Raw genomic sequence first — 20,459 nt, 5'->3', positions numbered from 1 at the left:
CGCGGCCGCCGCGGCGCCGACCAGCCCCGCGTCCGTGCCCATCTGGGCGGGCGTGACGGTCAGCCGCTGGACGAAGGACAGGGTGGCGTAGTCGTGGAGGGCCTTGCGCAAGGGCGTGAGGAGAACGTCTCCGGCCTTGCCGACTCCCCCGCCGATCACCGCGATGTCGATCTCGACCAGGGTCGCGGTGGCCGCGATCCCGGCGGCCAGGGCCTGCGCGGCCCGCTCGAACGAGGCCACGGCGACCGGGTCGCCCTCGCGTGCGGCGGCGGCCACCGCGGCGGCGGACGTGTCGCCGTCGGAGCCGGGCTGCCAGCCGTTCTCGATCGCCCGCCGGGCGATGTTGGGGCCGCTCGCGATCCGCTCGACACAGCCGCGCGAACCGCACGGGCACAGATCGCCGTCCAGGTCGACGCTGATGTGGCCGATGTGGCCGGCGTTGCCGGTGGGGCCCGGATGCAGCCGGCCGTTGAGGACGAGCCCGCCGCCAACGCCCGTGGAGACGACCATGCAGAGCGCGTTGTCGTGTCCCCGTGCGGCTCCCTGCCAGTGCTCGGCGGCGGTGATGGCCACCCCGTCGCCGATCAGCTCGACCGGCAGCCCGCCGGCCGCCTCCCGGACCCGCCGGACCAGCGGATAGTCGCGCCAGCCGGGCACGTTCACCGGGCTCACGGTGCCGGCCGAGGCGTCCACCGGGCCCGCGCTGCCGATTCCGAGGGCCGTGGCCCGGTCCCACAGGGGCGAGGCGGTGAGTTCGCCGACGACCGCCTCCACGGCCCGCATCACCGTCTCGCCGTCCTCCAGCGCCGGCGTCGCGCGCTGGGCCCGGGCCACGATCGTGCCGTGGCCGTCCACCAGCGCTCCGGCGATCTTGGTACCGCCGATGTCGAGCGCAGCCACGAGGTCGGTGTGCATCAGTGTCAGTTCTCCCCGTCAACCATTCGGATCTCCCCGTCAACCACGGGAATTGGGCGAGCCGGTCTCGCGGTGGGGACGCAGGCCGGAGATTGCGGTGGACAGTGTCTCCCGGATCTGACAACGTTGTCCAGGCTCTATGCTCGACGCCACATCCTCATACAAACCCATGGACCGGCGCATCCCCAGGGATCGACGTGTCCCCGTGGGCGCGTAAGCACCCCCACGGACCGACGCAGCCCCCGTGGACGACGACAGGACAGGACACCGCATCGTGCCCGAGACCATCCGCCGCTCCGACCGCGCGCCCGAGAACCGCTACGGCAACCGTCCCACCATGAAGGACGTCGCCGCGCGTGCCGGAGTCGGCCTGAAGACCGTCTCGCGCGTGGTCAACGGTGAGCCCGGCGTCACCCCGGAGACGGAGCGCCGCGTCCAGGAGGCCATCGACGCCCTGGGATTCCGTCGCAACGACAGCGCGCGGGTGCTGCGCAAGGGCCGCACGGCGAGCATCGGCCTGGTCCTGGAGGATCTCGCGGACCCCTTCTACGGCCCGCTCAGCCGGTCGGTCGAGGAGGTGGCCCGCGCGCACGGGGCGCTGCTCATCAACGGCTCCAGCGCCGAGGACCCGGACCGCGAGCAGGAGCTGGCACTGGCGCTGTGCGCGCGGCGGGTGGACGGGCTGGTGATCATTCCGGCCGGTGACGACCACCGGTATCTGGAGCCCGAGCTCAAGGCGGGCGTCGCGACCGTGTTCGTGGACCGCCCGGCCGGCCAGATCGACGCCGACTGCGTTCTGTCCGACAACCAGGGCGGCGCCCGCGACGGCGTCGCCCACCTCATCGGCCACGGCCACCGCCGGATCGGTTTCATCGGCGACATGCCGCGCATCCACACGGCCGCCGAGCGACTGCGCGGCTACCGGGCCGCCATGGAGGACGCGGGCATACCGGTGGAAAACTCCTGGATGTCGCTGGGCGTCACGGACCCGGAGCGGGTGCGCAGGGCGGCGGAGGAGATGCTCACCGGCCCCTCCCCCGTCACCGCGATCTTCGCGGGCAACAACCGGGTGACGGTCACCGTGATCCGTGTGCTCGCCGAGCACAGCCGCCGTGTGGCCCTCGTCGGCTTCGACGACATCGAGCTCGCCGACCTGCTCCGGCCGGGTGTCACGGTCGTCGCCCAGGATGCCGCGGCCCTCGGCCGCACCGCCGCCGAGCGGCTGTTCCGGCAGCTGGACGGCACCCTGGTCACGCCGGAGCGCATCGATCTGCCGACGCGGCTGATCACCCGCGGCTCGGGCGAACTCCCGCCGGAGGACTGAGCCGCCCATGGACGACCGCAGCCTGGAGACGCTCGGCCTGGCGGACGCGCCGCGCGATCACCCGCTGCTCTACCCGGGCGCGAGGCCGTCGGACTCCGGACTCCTGCACGGCGACCGGCTGCTGCCCCTGGACCGGCTGGTGTACGACGACCGCGTCCCCGTCCTCGCGGTGGGCTCCAACGCCTGCCCCGGCCAACTGCGCCGCAAGATGGACGCCTTCGGCATCGACTCGCCGCTTCCCATGGTGAAGACCAGGGTGACGGGCCTGGGGGTGGGCGTCTCCGCGCACGTGAGCCGCCTGGGTTATGTGTCCGCGTCCCCCTTCCACGCACCGGGCCACGTGGCGGAGCTGTTCCTGACCTGGCTCGACGACGAGCAGCTCGCGGTGATCGACGCGAGCGAGGGCGTACCGCTGCCGGACGGCAACTTCGGCCGCGCCTGGCTTCCGGCCCCCGATGTGCGGGTCGAGCTGGCGGACGGCACGGCCCTCCCCGGCGCATACGTGTACGTCAACCGCCATGGCGTGCTGCACGACGGCGACGGGGCGCCGCGCACCCACCCCGGCCAGCGGCCGCTGATCACCGAACTGCTCCTGGGTTCGACCCGGTTGAGGCAGCTGTTCGGTGTCACTCCCGAGGAGTTCTGCGCGCGGGCGCGGTCGGACCCCGGACTGTGCGACCGGGGCACCCGACTGTTCGCGGCCGAGAAGCTGGTGACGGCCTCCGGGCTGGAGGCCTACCTCCCGGCCGCACCTGCCTGAGCTCAGCAGACGGGGAGTCCGGGCACCGGCTCGTCGTTGTTGCCGCCCTCGAGGTAGACGTCGCTGACATAGACGCCCGTGTTGCCGCTGTCGTCGTCCGTCTTCGCCCACCAGACGTTGGTCCACTGGCCGGACGTCTCGCGGCGGCCCAGATTCTGCTGGCAGTAGAAGTAGTTGGTGCCGGCGTTGAGGATGCCGGCCTCGGCGCCGGAAGCGGTGTACGACTTCGCGGTCTTCCAGACCTGGCAGTTGTACTTGCCCCCGCCGATGGAGTGGCAGGACGGCTCGGGTGTGCTGCCGCCCCCGCCCGTCGTGCCACCGCCGCCCGTGGTCCCGCCGCCTCCGGTGGTGCCGCCGTCGCCGGAACCGCCTCCGGTGGTGCCGCCGTTGCTCCCGCCCCCGCCCGAGGGCTTGGTGGGGGACGTGGTGCCGGGCCGGTCCGAGGGCTCGGTCTCCGCCGTCCGGCTGGGGGACTTGGACGCGCCGGGGGACTTCTTCTCGTCGCCCTTCTCGGTCAGACCGGAGTCGTTCGAGCGGTCGGCGTCGGGGCTGCCGCTCGCCTGGGCGGACTTCCCCTCCTGCGCGGTCGCGGACGACGAGTCCCCCGCCTCGGCCTTGTCATCGCCCTTGTTGTTCACCAGGGCGACGGTGACCCCGGCCGCCGCGAGGACGACGGTGACGGCCACGGCGGCGAGCAGGGCTCGGCCCTTGCGCCGGGAGGGCGTACCGGAGGAGGTGACCATCGGTCCGGTGCCGTCCGCGTCGTGCTGCGGGGTGGGGCCGTGCGGGTACGAGCCGGAGGGCGTCGGCCCGCCGCCGTACGGCGGCACGGGCGGTTGTCCGGGGCCGCCGAACCCCTGGGCCGCCGGGCCGGGGTGGCCGACGGCGCCGTGCCCCTGGGCGGGCGGTGTGCCCTGGCCGGGAGTGGCGGGGCCCTGCGCTGCCGGTGCCGGTGCGCCGAAGACCGGTGCGCCGGGGAGGCCCGACGCGGGCACGCCCTGCCTCGGTGTGTCGCCGCCGTACACCTGCGGACCCGGGGCCGGCGTCGTGGGACCGAACCCGGGTGGTACCGACGGGACGCTGCGCTGTGTCTCGCCGGGCCCGGGTTCCGCCGGCCCTCGCAGCGCGGCCGTCGGCGCGTCGGTGCCGCCGGAGTCGGCCACCGCCTGGAGGAGGCCGCGCGCCTCGTCGGCCTCGGGGCGGGACTCGGGCCGCTTGTCCATCAGCCGCCGCAGGACGGGACCGAGGGGTCCGGCGTTGGCGGGTTCGGGCAGGGACTCGCTGACGATCGCGGTCAGCGTGGAGAAGGTCGAGGTACGGCGGAAGGGCGCGGAGCCCTCCACCGCCGCGTACAGCGTGGCGCCCAGCGCCCAGACGTCCGAGGAGGCGCCCGGATCGCCGCCCTGAGCACGCTCCGGGGCCAAGTAGTCGAGGGAGCCGACGAGATGGCCGGTGCGGGTCAGATGGGTGGCCGAGCCGTCGCCCGGGTCGTCCATCGTCGCGATGCCGAAGTCGGTGAGGACGACCCGGCCGGAGTCCTCCAGCAGGATGTTGCCGGGCTTGACGTCCCGGTGCAGGACCCCGGCCCGGTGCGCGGCGGCCAGCGCGTCCATGACCTTGGCGCCGATCCCGGCCGCCGCACGCGGGTCGAGTGTGCCGCGCTCGCGCAACACGGCCTCCAGGGAGGGGCCGTCGACCAGCTCCATGACGATGAGCGGGCGGCCGTCGGCCTCCGCCACGTCGTGGATGGCCACGACGCCGGGGTGCCGCACCCGGGCCGCCGCACGGGCCTCGCGCTGCATCCGCAGCCGCAGATCGGCCAGTTCGGGGCCGTCGGCGTCGCTGTAGGTGCGCAGCTCCTTGACGGCGACCTCGCGGCCGAGGACCTCGTCGACGGCCTTCCAGACCACACCCATGCCGCCGCGCCCCAGTTGGGTGACGACGCGATAGCGCCCGGCCAGCAGTCGACCGGCCTCGTCCGCTTGTCCGTTCTCCCCCGAAGACACCGCTGCCCCGTTCCTGTGACACGTCTTTGCGTCCGTACAGACTACGGGGCGGCGGTGACAACGCCAGCCGCCGGCGGCCGTTGTGACCGGCCCGCCACTCGGCTCAGACCGACAAGTCCTACTTCGCCGAGACGGTGAGGTCGCCGCGCCGGGGTGCCGCGAACCCTTCCAGGTCGGCGCGGGTCAGACCGGTCAGCCGGGCGACCTCGGCGATGTCGAGGGCGCCGCAGTCCAGGCCGCGCAGCAGGTAGCCGCTGAGCGCCTTGGCGGTCGCGGGCTCGTCCATGACGTCGCCGCCGGCCTGGTTCGCGTACCGGGCGAGGCGACCGGCCGCCTGCTCGAATCCCTCGCGGTAGAAGGCGAAGACGGCGGCGTACCGGGTCGTGATGTGGCCGGGGTGCATGTCCCAGCCCTGGTAGTAGGCGCGGGCCAGGGCGCGGCGGGTGAGGCCGTAGTGCAGCCGCCAGGCGTCGTGGACCTTCTCGGTCGTACCGACGGGCAGGACGTTGGTCGAGCCGTCCGAGACGCGTACGCCGGTGCCGGCGGCGGCGACCTGCATGATCGCCTTGGCGTGGTCGGCGGCCGGGTGGTCGCTGGCCTGGTAGGCGGCGGAGACGCCGAGGCAGGCGCTGTAGTCGAAGGTGCCGTAGTGCAGGCCGGTGGCCCGGCCCTCGGCGGCCTGGATCATCCGGGCGACGGTGGCGGTGCCGTCGGAGGCGAGGATGGACTGGCTGGTTTCGATCTGGATCTCGAAGCCGATCCGCCCCGGTTCCAGGCCGCGCGCCTTCTCGAACTCCTCCAGCAGCCGCACCATGGCGGTGACCTGCTCGGGGTAGGTGACCTTGGGCAGGGTCAGCACCAGTCCGTCGGGCAGGCCGCCGGCCTCCATCAGGCCGGTGAGGAAGATGTCGAGGGTGCGGATGCCCCGGTCGCGTACGGCCGTCTCCATGCACTTCATGCGGATGCCCATGTACGGAGCCGCGGTGCCGTTGCCGTAGGCCTGCGCGATCAGGCGGGCGGCGCGGGCCGCATCCTGGTCCTCGTCGGCGCCCTTGTAGCCGTCCTCGAAGTCGACGCGCAGGTCCTCGATGGGCTCGCGCTCCAGCTTGGCGCGCACGCGCGCGTACACGGGCTCGGCGAGTTCGTCGGACAGGCCGAGGACGGCGGCGAGGGAGGCGGCGTCCGGCGCGTGCCGGTCGAGGGCGGCGAGGGCCTCGTCGCCCCAGGAGCGGACGGTGTCGGCGGCGAAGGCGTCGCCCGGGACGTAGACCGTGTGGACGGGCTGGCGGGTGCCGGGGTCTCCGGGGTAGCGGCGCTCCAGCTCGGCGTCGACCGGCGCGAGGGAGGCGCTGATCTCCTCGCTGACGGCGCCCGCGAGGCTCGTCGCCACCTTCTCCTGCTGGCCCTGACCCATGCCCACACCCTCCTATTTCCGCGATACGGAATCAACAATCCGTAGAACGAAGTTAGCCGGGGACCTTCCTCCTGGTCAACACCATGTCCACGGGGAGTCACCAACCCATCTCGCCATGTTCACGCTCAACTCAGGACGCGCTATCACAGTTGTGTACGCACGCCCCGCACGACTCGTCCGGCAGTTCCCACCGAAGGAGCCCGAAGTGCCGAACCACAGCCGAGTCACGCGCCGTCTGGGCCTGAAGGCCGCATTGGCCGCCGCGGTCACCGCACCTCTCTCCAGTACAGCACTGCCCACGTCCGCCGCCTCCGCCGGCGAGCGCCCGGCCCCGGGCCACCTCCGTGTCATGTCCTTCAACCTGCGCTTCGCGAGCACGGCGGAGCCCAACAGCTGGACCGTGCGCAGACCGGTGATGCGCGACCTGCTGCGCCGCGAGGCTCCGCACGTCCTCGGCACCCAGGAGGGCATCTTCTCCCAGCTGCTCGACATCGACGCCGACCTCGGTCCGCGCTACGACTGGGTGGGCACCGGCCGGCTGCACGGCAGCCGCGACGAGTCCATGGCGATCTTCTACGACTCCCACCGACTGCGCCCGACCGAGTACGACCACTTCTGGCTCTCCGACACCCCGGACGTGATCGGCTCCAACACCTGGGGTGCCGCCTTCGCCCGTATGGTCACCTGGGTCCGCTTCCGTGATCTGACCGACGGCGGACGGGAGTTCTATGTCCTCAACACCCACTTCGACCATGTGAGTCAGTACGCGCGCGAGCGCAGCGCCGCGCTCATCGCCGAGCGCGTCACCGGCTTCGACCGCTCCCTGCCGGTCGTGGTGACCGGGGACTTCAATGTCGCCGCCCACCGGAACACGGTGTACGACACACTGCTCGGCGCCGGCCTGGTGGACACCTGGGACACCGCGCGCGAGCGCAGCGACCTGTACGCGACCTTCCACGGCTACAAGCCGCTGACGCCGGACGGCGACCGCATCGACTGGATCCTGAGCACGCCGGGCGTCACGGCGCATCGCGCGGTGATCAACACGTACTCCGACGACGGCCAGTTCCCGAGCGACCACCTGCCGGTGCAGGCGTTCCTGAGCCTGGGATGACACGAGGCCCCCGTGACCGTCGGCACGGTCACGGGGGCCTCGCTGCGCCTGTTCGGGATCAGCCCTTGCGGGTCTTGATCTCGTCGGTCAGGGCCGGGACGACGTCGAAGAGGTCGCCGACGACGCCGTAGTCGACCAGCTCGAAGATCGGGGCCTCGGCGTCCTTGTTGATCGCCACGATCGTCTTCGAGGTCTGCATACCGGCACGGTGCTGGATCGCGCCGGAGATGCCGGAGGCGATGTACAGCTGCGGCGAGACCGACTTACCGGTCTGGCCGACCTGGTTGGTGTGCGGGTACCAGCCGGCGTCCACCGCGGCGCGCGAGGCGCCGACGGCCGCGCCGAGGGAGTCGGCGAGCGCCTCGATGATCGCGAAGTTCTCCGCGCCGTTGACGCCACGGCCACCGGAGACCACGATCGCGGCCTCGGTCAGCTCCGGGCGACCGGTGGACTCACGCGGCGTGCGGCCGGTGACCTTGGTGCCGGTGGCCTGGGCGGAGAAGGTGACGGACAGGGCCTCGACCGCGCCGGCGGCCGGGGCGGCCTCCACGGCGGCCGAGTTCGGCTTGACCGTGATGACCGGGGTGCCCTTGGCGACACGGGACTTGGTGGTGAAGGACGCGGCGAACACCGACTGGGTGGCCACCGGGCCCTCGTCGCCGGCCTCGAGGTCGACGGCGTCGGTGATGATGCCGGAGCCGATGCGCAGCGCCAGACGCGCGGCGATCTCCTTGCCCTCGGCGGAGGACGGCACCAGCACGGCGGCCGGGGAGACGGCCTCGACGGCGGCCTGGAGGGCGTCGACCTTCGGGACGACCAGGTAGTCGGCGTACTCGGCGGCCTCGTGGGTGAGGACCTTGACCGCGCCGTGCTCGGCGAGGGTGGCGGCGGTGTCACCGGCGCCGTTGCCCAGCGCGACGGCGACCGGCTCGCCGACGCGGCGGGCCAGGGTCAGCAGCTCCAGGGTGGGCTTGCGGACGGCGCCGTCCACGTGGTCGACGTAGACGAGAACTTCAGCCATGGGATTGCTCTCCTGCGGATTGCGAAGTCTGAGGGGCGGAAGGGCTGTTGAGCCTCAGCGGGCCGACGGGCCCTTAGATGAACTTCTGGCTCGCGAGGTACTCGGCGAGCTGCTTGCCGCCCTCGCCCTCGTCCTTGACGATCGTGCCGGCGCTGCGGGCCGGACGCTCGGTCGCGCCGTCCACGACGGTGTAGGCACCCTCCAGGCCGACCTCCTCGGCCTCGATCTCCAGGTCGGACAGGTCCCAGGACTCCACCGGCTTCTTCTTGGCGGCCATGATGCCCTTGAAGGAGGGGTAGCGCGCCTCGCCCGACTGGTCGGTGACGGACACGACCGCCGGCAGGGAGGCCTCCAGCTGCTCGGAGGCGGCGTCGCCGTCGCGGCGGCCCTTGACCGTGCCGCCGTCGACCGACACCTCGGACAGCAGGGTGACCTGCGGGACACCGAGACGCTCGGCGAGCAGCGCCGGTACGACACCCATGGTGCCGTCGGTGGACGCCATGCCGGAGATCACCAGGTCGTAGCCGGCCTTCTCGACGGCCTTGGCCAGCACCAGGGAGGTGCCCAGGGCGTCGGTGCCGTGCAGGTCGTCGTCCTCGACGTGGATCGCCTTGTCGGCGCCCATGGACAGCGCCTTGCGCAGCGCGTCCTTGGCGTCCTCCGGGCCCACCGTCAGGACGGTGATCTCGACGTCGTCGTCGGAGTTCTCGGAGATCTGCAACGCCTGCTCGACCGCGTACTCGTCGAGCTCGGAGAGCAGACCGTCCACGTCGTCCCGGTCGACGGTCAGGTCATCGGCGAAGTGCCGGTCGCCAGTGGCGTCGGGCACGTACTTCACAGTGACAACGATCCTCAAGCTCACGCCGGCTCTCCTACTGCGTCGACATTTCTCTGCTGCCTACTTGCAGGCAGCATAGGCGCCCCAAGCGGCCGATCCCGATCGGGGCGACCCGCGCCCCGAGCGAAATATTACTCGTCAGTACACCCAGTTCGTTCCCGCTAAGCAAGCGCTTTGAACTGTGACCTTTGCAACGCAGCGTAATCGGAATCCGACGCGTTCGCAGAACCGTGGGCGGCCGGTTCGGTCACATGAGGTCGGTGAGCTCAGTCACGCAGCCCGTTGAACCGGCCCTGGTGGTAGAGCAGCGGGCGTCCGGGGCCGCCGGGGTCGCCCAGGACGACCTCGGCCAGCACGATGCGGTGATCGCCGGCCGGTACCCGCGCCGTGACCCGGCAGACGGTCCACGCCAGGACGTCGTCGAGGAGGGGGACTCCCTCGGGGCCCTCGCGCCAGACGGTGGGCGGGCCGAAGCGGTCGGCGCCGCTGCGGGCGAAGGTGGCGGCCAGCTCCTGCTGGTGCTCGCCCAGTACGTGGACGCCCACATGGTCCGTCGCGGCCACCGCGGGCCAGCTGGAGGCTCCGGTGCCGATGCCGAAGGAGAGCATCGGGGGGTCGGCGGAGACGGAGGTGAGCGACGTGGCGGTGAAGCCGACCGGGCCCGTCTCACCGCGCGCGGTGATCACGGCCACTCCGGCGGCATGGCGCCGGAACACGGAGCGAAGCAGATCGGGTGAGGCGAGCCGGGGTGTACCGAGGCCGGACGTGGCCGTCATGGAGTTGTCCTTCTGCGAGGGGAGGGATGCCGGGTCCGTCGTTGCTCAACAGCCCGGACAGCACGCGCTCGCGGTGCGGGCCAGGTCGACATGGGCCCGTCCGAAGAGAAGGAGTTCCTCACACATACGGTCAGGCTGACGATAGGTGGTGCGCACAGTCAAGTAGGTCCCGCGATGTGGGAGATGACTCACCCTCGTGTCACGAACCCTCAGACCGCTTCCCCCAGAGCCGCGATCACGTCCGCCTTGCGGGGCTGACCGGTGGCCCGGCGTACGACACGGCCGTCGGCGTCCAGGACCAGCACAGTCGGGGTCTTGAGGATCTCGAGCCTGCGCACGAGGTCCAGATGGTCCTCCGCGTCGATCTCGACGTGGGTCACGCCGGGGACCAGGCCGGCCACCTCGCCGAGCACCCGCCGGGTGGCCCGGCAGGGCGCGCAGAAGGCGCTGGAGAACTGCACGAGGGTGGCGCGCTCGCCCAGCTCCCCGCCCAACTCGGCCGCCCCGAGCCGCATTCCTTCGTCGCGCCCGCGCACCCGCACTCTCCCGCTCCGCCGCCGTTGCAGCACTCCGTAGACGCTCGCCGCCGCGAGCACCGCCACGCACACCACCAGTCCGGTCATCACCCTGCTCAAGCGTTCACGAGACTGCAAAGATTCCCGGCGCCCCGGCGGCCGTCCGTTGCGGAATGCTTGATTCATGGACATCGACGTGAGGGGGCCGCGCTTCGGGGCGGCCGTGACGGCCGTGGTGCTGGCGGTCGTTCTGGTCACCGGCAGCGCCTGGCTGCTGGCCTGGCAGACGCTGGCGTTCGCGCTCGGCGCTGCGGGCGGAGTGGGCCGGTCGCCCTACGGCCTGCTGTTCCGTGAGGCGGTACGGCCGCGGCTCGGGCCGCCGACGACGTTCGAGGCCCCGGAACCACCGCGGTTCGCACAGGCGGTCGGGCTGGTCTTCGCGGGCCTCGGGCTGGTCGGGTACGCCCTCGGCCCGGAGTGGCTGGGGCTCGCCGCCACCGGGGCCGCGCTGGCCGCCGCCTTCCTGAACGCCGTCTTCGGCTACTGCCTGGGGTGCGAGATGTACCTTCTCGTACGACGGGTGACGCCGCGCGCCGGGTAAAGGGGACTGAAAACACCGAGGTGGATCACGGGGTGGACGTGACGAGGATCTCGCTGTTCCCCGGCACTTGGGCTTGGCCCTCGTCCGTTCTTGGGGCACGATCTGCGACATGCCGTAAACCTACGGCTGCGTAACTTTCACTGGGAGCTTCCTTCCCAGGCGATGAAGGAAGGGCCCACTCCGTCCATGGCAGAGCTTGTCTACCGTCCCGTCGTCGGTCTCGCCCAGACGTTGTTCAAGGCGTGGGACCTCAAGATCGACTGCAAGGGGTCGGAGAACATCCCGCGCTCGGGCGGCGCTGTGCTGGTGAGCAACCACATCAGCTATCTGGACTTCGTCTTCAACGGTCTGGCGGCGCTCCCCCAGAAGCGTCTGGTGCGCTTCATGGCGAAGGAGTCCGTCTTCCGGCACAAGATCTCCGGTCCGCTGATGCGCGGGATGAAGCACATCCCCGTGGACCGCAAGCAGGGCGAGGCGGCCTACGCCCATGCCCTGGACTCGCTGAGATCGGGCGAGATCGTCGGCGTCTTCCCGGAGGCCACGATCTCGCAGTCGTTCACGCTGAAGACCTTCAAGTCGGGCGCCGCCCGGCTGGCCCAGGAAGCCGGCGTGCCGCTGATCCCGATGGCCGTCTGGGGCACCCAGCGCCTGTGGACCAAGGGTCACCCGCGCAACTTCAAGCGCAGCCACACCCCGATCACCATCCGCGTCGGCGAGGCGCTCGAGGCGTCCCGGGACAAGTACGCGGGCGCCATCACCCGCCAGCTGCGCGAGCGCGTCCAGGAACTGCTGGAGGCCGCCCAGCGCGCCTACCCGGTCCGCCCGAAGGACGCGAGCGACACCTGGTGGATGCCCGCGCACCTCGGCGGCACCGCGCCCACTCCGGAGCAGGTCCGCGCGGCCGAGGCGCACTGACGCCCGGCCGGCTCAGGAGGCCGGAGGGCGCATTTCGATCCGGGCTCCCGGGCTGAACTTCTCCAGCAGGCCCGCCAGTTCGGTCGCCGCGCTCTCGACGTCGGCGACGGGCATCGGCGCCATGCTCTCCAGCAGGAAGATCCCGGACACCGTCTCCTCGGTGAGCCGGGTGCGCGGGCCCTGGCGCCAGTTCCAGCGACGGCAGGTCACGCCCGCCCCGTCACGCCACACGACCTCGCCCGCGTCGGGGTGCTCGACGCCCTCGGCACCGCCGGTGACGGTGACGAAGTCCTCCTCGCCGGTGGCCCGCACCAGGCGCATGCCGCCCTCGATACGGTCGATGTCCTCGCCGCCCACGGGGATGAGATGGGCGACGCTGATCGCGTTGTAGACGTCCACCAGCAGGTTGATCCGCGGCAGACCCCCCTCCGACAGCGCCCTCTTGGCCAGCGCCTCCGCGGAGTTGCGGGTGCGCGACGGCTTGGACCCGAACGCCGTGTAGACCGCCCGCCACGCCGCCATGTGCGGGTCCTCGTGCGGAGCCCGCCCGTCCAGACGTACGGCGAGCCGCCGGGCCGCGTCGTCTAGCAGCGCGGAACTCTCGTCCGTGCTCGGCCCGTTGACCAGCCCTTGCGCCTCGACGGCGACGTGGGTGAATCCGGGTGCGAGGGCGCGCACCTCGTCGGACACGGTCAGGGAGAACGTCATGGCCTGCCTCGGCGTGCGGTGGGGAGCGTCTTCCACAGGTACGACCGGTCGGGGGCGGCCCTGAGTGCGCTCAGCGCGGACGGATGCGGTGCAGCATACAGGACCGGGTAGTCCATCTCATTGAACTCCGGGTCGGGCAAGCGCAGGCGTGGACGGTCGCCTACCCGACCGCAGGAAGAATGGCCGGTCATCGCCGCAACCTCGCACCCGACCACAACCCCTCCCCCACCTGGCCGGTCTCGCCATCGGACAGGTCATCGACCGGGGGGAATCCATGAAGTCTCGCTTGCTCACGGCCGCGCTCGCCGGCTGCGCCCTGGCCGCGGTGGGAACCGGGCCCGTGCACGCGGTGTCCGATCAGCTGTGGCTCGACGTGCCGTCGACGACGGTGCTGCCCTCGGACGGCACGCCCGAGCGCACTCTCACGGTGCTGGTCACCCACGACAACACGCAGACCGAGGTCGCGGCCGGTCGACTGACCGTGGACGCGGGCGAGATCGCCTCCTTCGCGCGCGTGTCCTGGCCGACGAACTGCGTACCCGAGTCGGCCGACAAGGCGGTGTGCGACTTCCCGGGGATGCCGGCGGGCACGGACGGTGTCGCCGCCGCTCGGCTCGGCCTGAGCGCGCTCGCGGACGCCGACCTCGGCGCGTCCGGGTCTGTGCGCTACACCGCGGCCGCGGGTGAGCTGACGTCGTTCCCCGCGGAGACCATGGTCACCCTGGGGGACGGCCCCGACCTGGGGCTCAGCCAGGCCGAGTTCCAGCGCGACCTCAGGCCGGGCACGAACACCCGGGTGAGCGCGACCGTCGGCAACAACGGCAACCGCACCGTGGAGCGCACCCTGCTGTGGCTCAACGCGTCCTACGGGCTGGGCCTCAGGGAGCGGCACTCCAACTGCGAGTACGCGGAGCACGCCACCGGGACGTCCGCCGTGTGCGTCCTGGACGAGGCGGTGGCTCCGGGTGAGCTGTACGGGCTGACGACCGAGCTGCGGGTGGGACGCAAGGCGCTGTACGAGCGGTTCGACCACTCCGTGCTGCCGTACTCGGACCAGGCCCTCGAAGAGGCGCACGGCGACAGGACATGGACCCGGGGAACGGGCGCCGAGCTGGACCTCCGCCCGGCGCCGGCGCGGCGGGCGGCCGGCGAGGACGATCTCGATCTGTCGGACAACGGCCGGATCGTCATCCTCGACGCCAGGAACACCGCCGATCTGAAGCTCACCGGCAGCAGGGTGCGCGGGGCGGTCGGGGACACGGTGACCGCGCGGATCACCGTCCACAACCGGGGTCCGGCGTGGGTGGCGTCGCTGGGTGCGGGCGCGCCCGTGGCGGTCGTGCGCTTCCGGGCTCCCGAGGGCACGACGGTCGTCGAGACGCCGGAGGACTGCTGGAGCCTGCCGCCGTCCGAGGAGGGGCCGTCGGTCACGACCTACTTCTGCTGGACGCCGATCTACCTCCACGACAAGGCGTCCTACGCGATGGAGGTGCGGCTGCGGATCGACGAGGTGGTGCGCGGAGCACGCACCACCGTCGAGACCCTCGATGACGAGGCGGAGCTGCCCATCAGCGGGTTCGACCCGAACCTGCGCAACAACCGGGCGCAGATCGTGGTCAATTGACGGTCGACGCCCGCTAGCGCGCCATCTCCTCCTTCAGCGCCGCCACGAACGCGTCCACGTCGTCCTCGGTCGTGTCGAACGCGCACATCCAGCGCACGACACCCGCCGCCTCGTCCCAGAAGTAGAACCGGAACCTCTTCTGGAGGCGCTCGCTCACGTCGTGCGGGAGCTTGGCGAAGACGCCGTTGGCCTGCACGGGGTAGAGGATCTCGACGCCGTGCACGGCGCGCACGCCCTCGGCGAGGCGCTGGGCCATCTCATTGGCGTGCCGGGCGTTGCGCAGCCACAGGTCCTTGGCGAGCAGGGCCTCCAACTGCACCGACACGAAGCGCATCTTGGAGGCCAGCTGCATCGACAGCTTGCGCAGGTGCTTCATGTGGCTGACGGCGTCCTGGTTGAGGACGACGACCGCTTCGCCGAACAGGGCGCCGTTCTTGGTGCCGCCCAGCGAGAGGATGTCGACGCCGACCGCGTTGGTGAACGTCCGCATGGGCACGTTCAGCGAGGCGGCGGCGTTGGCTATCCGGGAGCCGTCCAGGTGCACCTTCATGCCGTGCGCGTGGGCGTGGTCGCAGATCGCGCGGATCTCGTCCGGGGTGTAGAGGGTGCCCAGTTCGGTGCTCTGCGTGATCGAGACGACCTGCGGCATCGCCCGGTGCTCGTCGTCCCAGCCGTACGCCTGCTGGTCGATCAGCTCGGGCGTGAGCTTGCCGTCGGGGGTGGGCACGGTGAGCAGTTTGAGGCCGCCCATCCGCTCCGGGGCGCCGCCCTCGTCGACGTGGATGTGCGCGCTCTCGGCGCAGATCACCGCGCCCCAGCGGTCGGTGACCGCCTGGAGCGCGACGACGTTGGCGCCGGTGCCGTTGAAGACCGGGAACGCCTCGGCGCTCGCGCCGAAGTGGCTGCGGACGATCCGCTGGAGGTTCTCGGTGTAGTCGTCCTCGCCGTACGCCACCTGGTGCCCGCCGTTGGCCAGCGCCAGGGCGGCGAGCACCTCGGGGTGCGCGCCGGCGTAGTTGTCACTGGCGAAGCCGCGGACGTCCGGATCGTGATGGCGACGGGCGTCGGTCTTCGGTGGGTTCACGGCTTCTCGGTCAGCCACAGGCGGTTTCCGTTCACTTCTGCGGCGGGCTTGTCCCAGACGCCGACGACGGCGTCGGCCAGGTCCTTGACGTCCGTGAAGCCCGCGAACTTCGCGTTGGGGCGGTCGGCGCGCATCGTGTCGTGCACCAACGCCTTCACCACCAGGATGGCAGCCGCGGAGGTCAGCTCCTCGCCGCCCCCTGCCTTGTGGAAAGCGTCGGCGAGCGCGAGCGTCCACGCCTCGGCGGCGGCCTTGGCGGCGGCGTACGAGGCGTTGCCGGCGGTCGGATTCGAGGCGCCGGCGGCGCTGATCAGCAGGTACCGTCCCCGGTCGCTGCGCTGGAGCGGCTCGAAGAAGGCGAGCGAGGTGTGCTGCACGGTGCGGATGAGCAGCAGCTCCAAAAAGTCCCAGTCGTCGAGGCTGGTCTTGATGAAGGTCTCGCTGCCCCGCCAGCCGCCGACGAGATGGACCAGGCCGTCGACGCGGCCGAACTCCTTCTCGGTGCGCAGCGCCCAGTCCCGCGTGGAGTCCAGGTCGAGCAGGTCGACCGTCTCGCCGGTGACCGCCGCGCCGCCGGAGGCGTAGCGCGCGGCGTCCACGGCTTCGGCCAGCCGCTCGGGATCGTTGTCCGCGCCGACCACTGTCGCGCCGGCCTCGGCCAGTCGTCGCAGCGCCGCCCGGCCCGCGGGTCCACCCGCGCCGGCCACCGCGATCACCGCACCGCTGAGAGCTCCGTTCCCCGCCATGTTCTTCGCCTCCTGCTGAGCTTCGTTCTCGGTGCCGCGGTCGCTCACGCGGCGACTCGCTCGGCGCTCTCCGCCGTGATGCCCTTGGTCGAGGCGATCACGTTCTTCAGCTTCTTGGAAAGGGCCTCATAGAACATGCTCAGCGGAAACTCGTCCGGAAGCACGTCATCGACGAGCTTGCGCGGCGGCTGGGTCAGGTCGAGGGCGTCGGGACCCTTGGCCCACTTGGAGCCCGGGTGCGGGGCGAGGTAGGTGGAGACGAGCTCGTAGCCGGCGAACCAGTGCACGAGCTTGGGGCGGTCGATGCCGTCGCGGTAGAGCATCTCGATGTCGGCGCACAGCTGGTTGGTGACCTGCGGGGCACGGTCCCAGTCGATGTGCAGCTTGTTGTCGGTCCAGCGGACGACGTCGTGCTTGTGGAGGTAGGCGAAGAGCAGCTGGCCGCCGAGGCCGTCGTAGTTGCGCACGCGCTCGCCGGTGACCGGGAAGCGGAACATGCGGTCGAACAGCACGGCGTACTGCACGTCACGGGCCTGCGGGACGCCGTCGGCCTGGAGCTTCACGGCCTCCTTGAAGGCGGTGAGGTCGCAGCGCAGCTCTTCGAGGCCGTACATCCAGAACGGCTGGCGCTGCTTGATCATGAACGGGTCGAACGGCAGGTCGCCGTGGCTGTGGGTGCGGTCGTGGACCATGTCCCACAGCACGAAGGCCTCCTCGCAGCGCTTCTGGTCGTGGACCATCGCGGCGATGTCCTCGGGCAGGTCGAGGCCCAGGATGTCGACGGCGGCGTCGGTGACACGGCGGAAGCGGGCGGCCTCGCGGTCGCAGAAGATGCCGCCCCAGCTGAAGCGCTCGGGCGCCTGGCGCACGGCGATGGTCTCCGGGAACAGGACGGCGGAGTTGGTGTCGTACCCGGCCGTGAAGTCCTCGAAGGTGATGCCGCAGAACAGCGGGTTGTCGTAGCGGGTGCGCTCCAGCTCGGCCAGCCAGTCCGGCCAGACCATGCGCAGGACGACGGCCTCCAGGTTGCGGTCGGGGTTGCCGTTCTGCGTGTACATCGCGAAGACGACCAGGTGCTGGAGGCCGTCGGCGCGGCTCGCGGCGGGCTGGAAGGCCAGCAGCGAGTCGAGGAAGTCGGGCACCTCGAAGCCGCCCTCGGCCCAGCGGTTCAGGTCCTTCACGAGGGCCTCGTGGTAGGCGGCGTCGTGCGGCAGCAGCGGGGACAGCTCACCCACGGCCTCGACGACACGCCGGACGGCGGCCTCGGCGTCCGCGCGGGAGGGCGCGCCCTCGGCCGCGAAGTCGATCGACCCGTCCTTGGACTGCCATGGCCGGATCTGCTCCACGGCAACCTTGAGCACCGGCCATGCCGGGTGCTCAACCACCCTGGTCATGGGAGGAACCTGCTCCTCCATCGCCGCCTGCACAAGTATTTCCGTCATGTCCCATCCTCCACGGGAGAACCTCGCGTAAGGACACCGTATGCATACGAGGTTTCTCCCAGCAAGAGGAGAGTCGGGAAATTATCCTGCGCACGCCCAAGGTCACCGAACTTTTTCCTGTTGGATGCCGCGAGGCCGATTAGTCCGGCATCCAGTGGGCAGACGTGGGGCCGACCCACGGGATTCGGTCAATGCCCGTGGGGACTCGCCCACGCCAGAGTGACCACCGGAAGCCATGTGAACCAGGTACGACATGTCCATAGCCGCAAACCCTGTGTACACGTGGGGTTCATCACGCGCACAGGCCACTAGGCTGCGGCACTGCCGCGCGAACATTCCGCTCCGGTTCGCGCGGAAGCCGAGCCGCCGTCGACGGAAGCGAGTTGAACCTTGAACTTCCTTACCATCGGTCATCGCGGAGTCATGGGTGTCGAACCCGAGAACACCCTCCGTTCCTTCGTCGCCGCCCAGCAGGCGGGCCTCGACGTCATCGAACTCGATCTCCACCTGAGCAAGGACGGCGCACTCGTCGTCATGCACGACACCGACGTGGACCGCACGACCGACGGAACCGGCGCGATCGCCGACAAGACCCTCGCCGAACTGCGCGCCCTGGACGCGGGCCGCGGTGAGCGCGTGCCGGTGTTCGAGGAGGTCCTGGACGCGGTGAGGACGCCGATCCAGGCCGAGATCAAGGACGTCGCGGCAGCCCGGGCGCTCGCGGAGGTGATGAACGCCCGTGACCTGGCACCCCGGGTCGAGGTGTCCTCGTTCCACGACGACGCCGTCGCCGAGATCGCCCGCCTGGTGCCCGGGGTACGGACCGCGCTGATCGCCAGCCGCTTCGGCACCGACATCGTGGACCGGGCCGTCGAGGTCGGCGCGGCCACGGTCTGCCTCAACATCCGCCGGCTCAGCCTGGAGGTCGTGGAGCGCGCCCGCAAGGCGGACCTCAGGATCATCGGCTGGGTGGTCAACACCCAGGACCACCTGCGTCTCGTACGGGCCCTGGAACTGGACGGCGCGACCACGGACTACCCCGAGATCAAGCGCACCGGCCGCTTCACCGCGTGAACGACCACCGCATGAACGTCACACCAGTTCCTTGACCAGCAGCTCGAACCGAAGGTCGTCCCGCTGGGGGATGCCGAAGCGCTCGTCGCCGTACGGGAACGGGGTCATCCGGCCCGTACGGCGGTAGCCGCGCCGCTCGTACCAGGCGATCAGGTCGTCCCGTACGGAGATCACGGTCATGTGCATCTCGGTCACGCCCCAGGTCTCACGGGCCTGCCGCTCCGCCTCCGTGATGATGACCTTGCCGAGTCCGGCGCCCTGGAGGGTGGGGCTGACCGCGAACATGCCGAAGTAGGCGTACGCACCACGGTGTTCGAGCTGGCAGCAGGCGACGATCTGCCCGTCCCGCTCGACGGTGAGCAGCCGGCTGTCCGGCGACTTGATGACGTCGCGCACGCCGTCCGGGTCGGTCCGCTGCCCTTCGAGGATGTCCGCCTCGGTGGTCCAGCCGGCCCGGCTCGAGTCCCCGCGGTAGGCGGACTCGATCAGCGCCACCAGCGTGTCCACGTCGGCGTCGGTGGCGTCGCGGAAGGTGAGTCCGGTGTCGGCGGGGCTCGCGGCGGTGTCCATGGGGCGCTTCTCCACTCTCGGGCGCGGCTCGGGCACCGCTGAGCGTAACCCGCCACTAGGCTCCTTCCGCATGGTGCACGTACTGAGCGGCCGGACCCTGCTCCGCCCCACCGATCCCGAACGGTCCCGCGTCTTCTACGGCGAGCAACTCGGCCTTGCCGTCTACCGCGAGTTCGGCACCGGGCCGGAACGCGGCACCGTCTACTTTCTCGGCGGGGGCTTCCTGGAGGTCTCGGGGCGCTCCGAGTCACCGCCGTCCCCGGCCGTACAGCTGTGGATGCAGGTCCCGGACGTCGCCGCCGCGCACGAGGAACTGGTCGCGAAGGGCGTCGGGATCGTGCGGCCGCCGGTGACGGAGCCCTGGGGGCTGATCGAGATGTGGATCGCCGATCCGGACGGCACAAGGATCGTGCTGGTGGAGGTACCCGCGGAGCACCCACTGCGGTACCGGCCCGGAATCTAGGCCGGGCCGGTGTTCCCGGCCTCGGTCGGTGCGGGTCCCTTGCCGTCCGCCGACGGCTCGATGTGCGGGTTGCCGATGTCGGCGGGGCCGCCGCGCCGGGTGTGGGTTCGAGCCGGGACAGGGCCGTGTCGCCCTCGACGAAGCCGAACGCGCGGCCGCCGGCGTAGGCCGTGAACGGGTGCCGCACTCCCCCGGGGTGCGGTGTGCGGTCAGCCTCTGCCGCACTTGCCGGTCCGGTAGCTCCGCCACCCGCGCGATCAGGATCACCTCCGTGTCCCCGACGTGACGGAAGCCCGCCCGCTCGCAGACCGCGCGGAGGTGCAGCCAGGGGCCCGGCACACCGTGGACGGCCGGTGCGGGGATTCGCCGCTCGTGTGTGGGGCCCGTACGTTCCAGCGGGCCGGCTGTGCCGGGCAGGCGTTCATCGGCGGGTCGGTGGGGCGGGCGCGGGAGCCGGTGTCCCGGACGCGTCCGGGTAGCGCAGGAGATGCGCGGCGGCCGGGCGGGACGCCGCCCACCACGGCGACGACGTGCTGGTTGATCGGCTCG

The 20,459-nt window shown here is 71.3% G+C and carries 20 protein-coding genes and 1 pseudogene; 8 read left to right on the top strand and 13 right to left on the bottom strand.

Annotated elements, in window-relative coordinates; all coding sequences use genetic code 11:
• On the bottom strand, nt 1–915 hold a 915-nt coding region (locus tag ACIQWG_RS02170; protein ID WP_404089265.1), incomplete at its 3' end, for an ROK family protein.
• A gap of 274 nt (nt 916–1,189) precedes the next feature.
• On the opposite strand from ACIQWG_RS02170, the gene ACIQWG_RS02165 reads away from it, so the two are divergent.
• Together ACIQWG_RS02165 and ACIQWG_RS02160 are read left to right on the top strand one after the other, a co-directional pair.
• Nucleotides 1,190–2,239, top strand: coding sequence for a LacI family DNA-binding transcriptional regulator (locus ACIQWG_RS02165; RefSeq protein WP_404089263.1), 1,050 nt, complete (start codon nt 1,190–1,192; stop codon nt 2,237–2,239).
• A gap of 7 nt (nt 2,240–2,246) precedes the next feature.
• The gene (locus ACIQWG_RS02160) at nt 2,247–2,999 is read left to right on the top strand and encodes a hypothetical protein (RefSeq protein ID WP_404089261.1); all 753 of its coding nucleotides are present in this window, start codon (nt 2,247–2,249) and stop codon (nt 2,997–2,999) included.
• Between the two features lie 2 nt (nt 3,000–3,001).
• On the opposite strand, the gene ACIQWG_RS02155 is transcribed toward ACIQWG_RS02160, so the two are convergent.
• Both ACIQWG_RS02155 and ACIQWG_RS02150 read right to left on the bottom strand, forming a co-directional pair.
• Nucleotides 3,002–5,005 (bottom strand): serine/threonine-protein kinase, encoded by a 2,004-nt coding sequence (locus ACIQWG_RS02155; RefSeq protein WP_404089259.1) that lies wholly within the window; start codon nt 5,003–5,005, stop codon nt 3,002–3,004.
• Nucleotides 5,006–5,123: 118 nt separating this feature from the next.
• Nucleotides 5,124–6,419 carry a DUF6986 family protein gene (locus ACIQWG_RS02150; protein ID WP_404089257.1) on the bottom strand — a complete coding sequence of 432 codons (1,296 nt, stop codon included), beginning with the start codon at nt 6,417–6,419 and terminating at the stop codon, nt 5,124–5,126.
• Nucleotides 6,420–6,624: 205 nt separating this feature from the next.
• On the opposite strand from ACIQWG_RS02150, the gene ACIQWG_RS02145 reads away from it, so the two are divergent.
• Nucleotides 6,625–7,533: an endonuclease/exonuclease/phosphatase family protein gene (locus tag ACIQWG_RS02145; protein WP_404089256.1), complete on the top strand. Its 909-nt coding sequence runs from the start codon at nt 6,625–6,627 to the stop codon at nt 7,531–7,533.
• Between the two features lie 58 nt (nt 7,534–7,591).
• On the opposite strand, the gene ACIQWG_RS02140 is transcribed toward ACIQWG_RS02145, so the two are convergent.
• From ACIQWG_RS02140 to ACIQWG_RS02125, 4 genes are all read right to left on the bottom strand, one after another.
• Nucleotides 7,592–8,554, bottom strand: coding sequence for an electron transfer flavoprotein subunit alpha/FixB family protein (locus tag ACIQWG_RS02140; RefSeq protein ID WP_404089254.1), 963 nt, complete (start codon nt 8,552–8,554; stop codon nt 7,592–7,594).
• Nucleotides 8,555–8,627: 73 nt separating this feature from the next.
• Nucleotides 8,628–9,416, bottom strand: a complete 789-nt coding sequence (locus tag ACIQWG_RS02135) for an electron transfer flavoprotein subunit beta/FixA family protein (RefSeq protein ID WP_404089252.1) — start codon at nt 9,414–9,416, stop codon at nt 8,628–8,630.
• A gap of 242 nt (nt 9,417–9,658) precedes the next feature.
• A complete protein-coding gene (locus ACIQWG_RS02130; protein WP_404089250.1) occupies nt 9,659–10,168 on the bottom strand; it encodes a flavin reductase family protein in 510 nt (169 codons plus the stop codon).
• Nucleotides 10,169–10,377: 209 nt separating this feature from the next.
• Nucleotides 10,378–10,791: a thioredoxin family protein gene (locus ACIQWG_RS02125; protein WP_404090765.1), complete on the bottom strand. Its 414-nt coding sequence runs from the start codon at nt 10,789–10,791 to the stop codon at nt 10,378–10,380.
• Between the two features lie 76 nt (nt 10,792–10,867).
• On the opposite strand from ACIQWG_RS02125, the gene ACIQWG_RS02120 reads away from it, so the two are divergent.
• Nucleotides 10,868–11,284 carry a DUF4395 domain-containing protein gene (locus ACIQWG_RS02120; RefSeq protein ID WP_404089248.1) on the top strand — a complete coding sequence of 139 codons (417 nt, stop codon included), beginning with the start codon at nt 10,868–10,870 and terminating at the stop codon, nt 11,282–11,284.
• A gap of 186 nt (nt 11,285–11,470) precedes the next feature.
• Nucleotides 11,471–12,199 (top strand): lysophospholipid acyltransferase family protein, encoded by a 729-nt coding sequence (locus ACIQWG_RS02115; protein ID WP_404089246.1) that lies wholly within the window; start codon nt 11,471–11,473, stop codon nt 12,197–12,199.
• Nucleotides 12,200–12,211: 12 nt separating this feature from the next.
• Here ACIQWG_RS02115 and ACIQWG_RS02110 read toward each other — a convergent pair whose 3' ends face one another.
• Nucleotides 12,212–12,907, bottom strand: coding sequence for a B3/4 domain-containing protein (locus tag ACIQWG_RS02110; protein ID WP_404089244.1), 696 nt, complete (start codon nt 12,905–12,907; stop codon nt 12,212–12,214).
• Nucleotides 12,904–13,044, bottom strand: a pseudogene (locus ACIQWG_RS02105) (transglutaminase); the annotation flags it as partial. The pseudogene ACIQWG_RS02105 and the gene ACIQWG_RS02110, both read right to left, overlap by 4 nt.
• 137 nt (nt 13,045–13,181) lie before the next feature.
• Between ACIQWG_RS02105 and ACIQWG_RS02100 the strand changes: the two are divergent.
• Nucleotides 13,182–14,531, top strand: a complete 1,350-nt coding sequence (locus ACIQWG_RS02100; protein ID WP_404089243.1) for a hypothetical protein — start codon at nt 13,182–13,184, stop codon at nt 14,529–14,531.
• A gap of 13 nt (nt 14,532–14,544) precedes the next feature.
• Here ACIQWG_RS02100 and ACIQWG_RS02095 read toward each other — a convergent pair whose 3' ends face one another.
• The 3 genes from ACIQWG_RS02095 to ACIQWG_RS02085 are packed head-to-tail and all read right to left on the bottom strand — an operon-like array spanning nt 14,545 to nt 17,803.
• A complete protein-coding gene (locus ACIQWG_RS02095; protein ID WP_404089241.1) occupies nt 14,545–15,615 on the bottom strand; it encodes a threonine aldolase family protein in 1,071 nt (356 codons plus the stop codon).
• Entirely contained in the window at nt 15,612–16,361 is a 750-nt protein-coding gene (locus tag ACIQWG_RS02090; protein ID WP_404090762.1) for an SDR family NAD(P)-dependent oxidoreductase, read from the bottom strand. Before ACIQWG_RS02090 ends, ACIQWG_RS02095 begins: the two co-directional genes overlap by 4 nt.
• A gap of 44 nt (nt 16,362–16,405) precedes the next feature.
• Nucleotides 16,406–17,803 (bottom strand): DUF6421 family protein, encoded by a 1,398-nt coding sequence (locus ACIQWG_RS02085; RefSeq protein WP_404089239.1) that lies wholly within the window; start codon nt 17,801–17,803, stop codon nt 16,406–16,408.
• A 390-nt stretch (nt 17,804–18,193) separates the two neighbouring features.
• On the opposite strand from ACIQWG_RS02085, the gene ACIQWG_RS02080 reads away from it, so the two are divergent.
• The gene (locus ACIQWG_RS02080) at nt 18,194–18,877 is read left to right on the top strand and encodes a glycerophosphodiester phosphodiesterase (protein ID WP_404089237.1); all 684 of its coding nucleotides are present in this window, start codon (nt 18,194–18,196) and stop codon (nt 18,875–18,877) included.
• An 18-nt stretch (nt 18,878–18,895) separates the two neighbouring features.
• Here ACIQWG_RS02080 and ACIQWG_RS02075 read toward each other — a convergent pair whose 3' ends face one another.
• Nucleotides 18,896–19,447 (bottom strand): GNAT family N-acetyltransferase, encoded by a 552-nt coding sequence (locus tag ACIQWG_RS02075; protein WP_404089236.1) that lies wholly within the window; start codon nt 19,445–19,447, stop codon nt 18,896–18,898.
• A gap of 70 nt (nt 19,448–19,517) precedes the next feature.
• Here ACIQWG_RS02075 and ACIQWG_RS02070 point away from each other — a divergent pair, with 70 nt between their 5' ends.
• Complete coding sequence (locus tag ACIQWG_RS02070; protein ID WP_404089234.1) at nt 19,518–19,910, top strand: VOC family protein; 393 nt, start codon at nt 19,518–19,520, stop codon at nt 19,908–19,910.
• Nucleotides 19,911–20,459: the final 549 nt, after the last annotated feature.

It is taken from the genome of Streptomyces sp. NPDC098781, from assembly GCF_044759995.1.
GTDB lineage: Bacteria > Actinomycetota > Actinomycetes > Streptomycetales > Streptomycetaceae > Streptomyces.
This window is presented reverse-complemented; position numbering and strand designations above follow the sequence as displayed.

Bases quoted from the DNA above. Each gene is read 5' to 3' on its own strand.
- ACIQWG_RS02160 (WP_404089261.1), top strand. From the start codon at position 2,247: ATGGACGACCGCAGCCTGGAGACGCTCGGCCTGGCGGACGCGCCGCGC.
- ACIQWG_RS02150 (WP_404089257.1), bottom strand. From the start codon at position 6,419: ATGGGTCAGGGCCAGCAGGAGAAGGTGGCGACGAGCCTCGCGGGCGCC.
- ACIQWG_RS02140 (WP_404089254.1), bottom strand. From the start codon at position 8,554: ATGGCTGAAGTTCTCGTCTACGTCGACCACGTGGACGGCGCCGTCCGC.
- ACIQWG_RS02130 (WP_404089250.1), bottom strand. From the start codon at position 10,168: ATGACGGCCACGTCCGGCCTCGGTACACCCCGGCTCGCCTCACCCGAT.
- ACIQWG_RS02125 (WP_404090765.1), bottom strand. From the start codon at position 10,791: ATGACCGGACTGGTGGTGTGCGTGGCGGTGCTCGCGGCGGCGAGCGTC.
- ACIQWG_RS02120 (WP_404089248.1), top strand. From the start codon at position 10,868: ATGGACATCGACGTGAGGGGGCCGCGCTTCGGGGCGGCCGTGACGGCC.
- ACIQWG_RS02115 (WP_404089246.1), top strand. From the start codon at position 11,471: ATGGCAGAGCTTGTCTACCGTCCCGTCGTCGGTCTCGCCCAGACGTTG.
- ACIQWG_RS02110 (WP_404089244.1), bottom strand. From the start codon at position 12,907: ATGACGTTCTCCCTGACCGTGTCCGACGAGGTGCGCGCCCTCGCACCC.
- ACIQWG_RS02100 (WP_404089243.1), top strand. From the start codon at position 13,182: ATGAAGTCTCGCTTGCTCACGGCCGCGCTCGCCGGCTGCGCCCTGGCC.
- ACIQWG_RS02090 (WP_404090762.1), bottom strand. From the start codon at position 16,361: ATGGCGGGGAACGGAGCTCTCAGCGGTGCGGTGATCGCGGTGGCCGGC.
- ACIQWG_RS02085 (WP_404089239.1), bottom strand. From the start codon at position 17,803: ATGACGGAAATACTTGTGCAGGCGGCGATGGAGGAGCAGGTTCCTCCC.
- ACIQWG_RS02075 (WP_404089236.1), bottom strand. From the start codon at position 19,447: ATGGACACCGCCGCGAGCCCCGCCGACACCGGACTCACCTTCCGCGAC.
- ACIQWG_RS02070 (WP_404089234.1), top strand. From the start codon at position 19,518: ATGGTGCACGTACTGAGCGGCCGGACCCTGCTCCGCCCCACCGATCCC.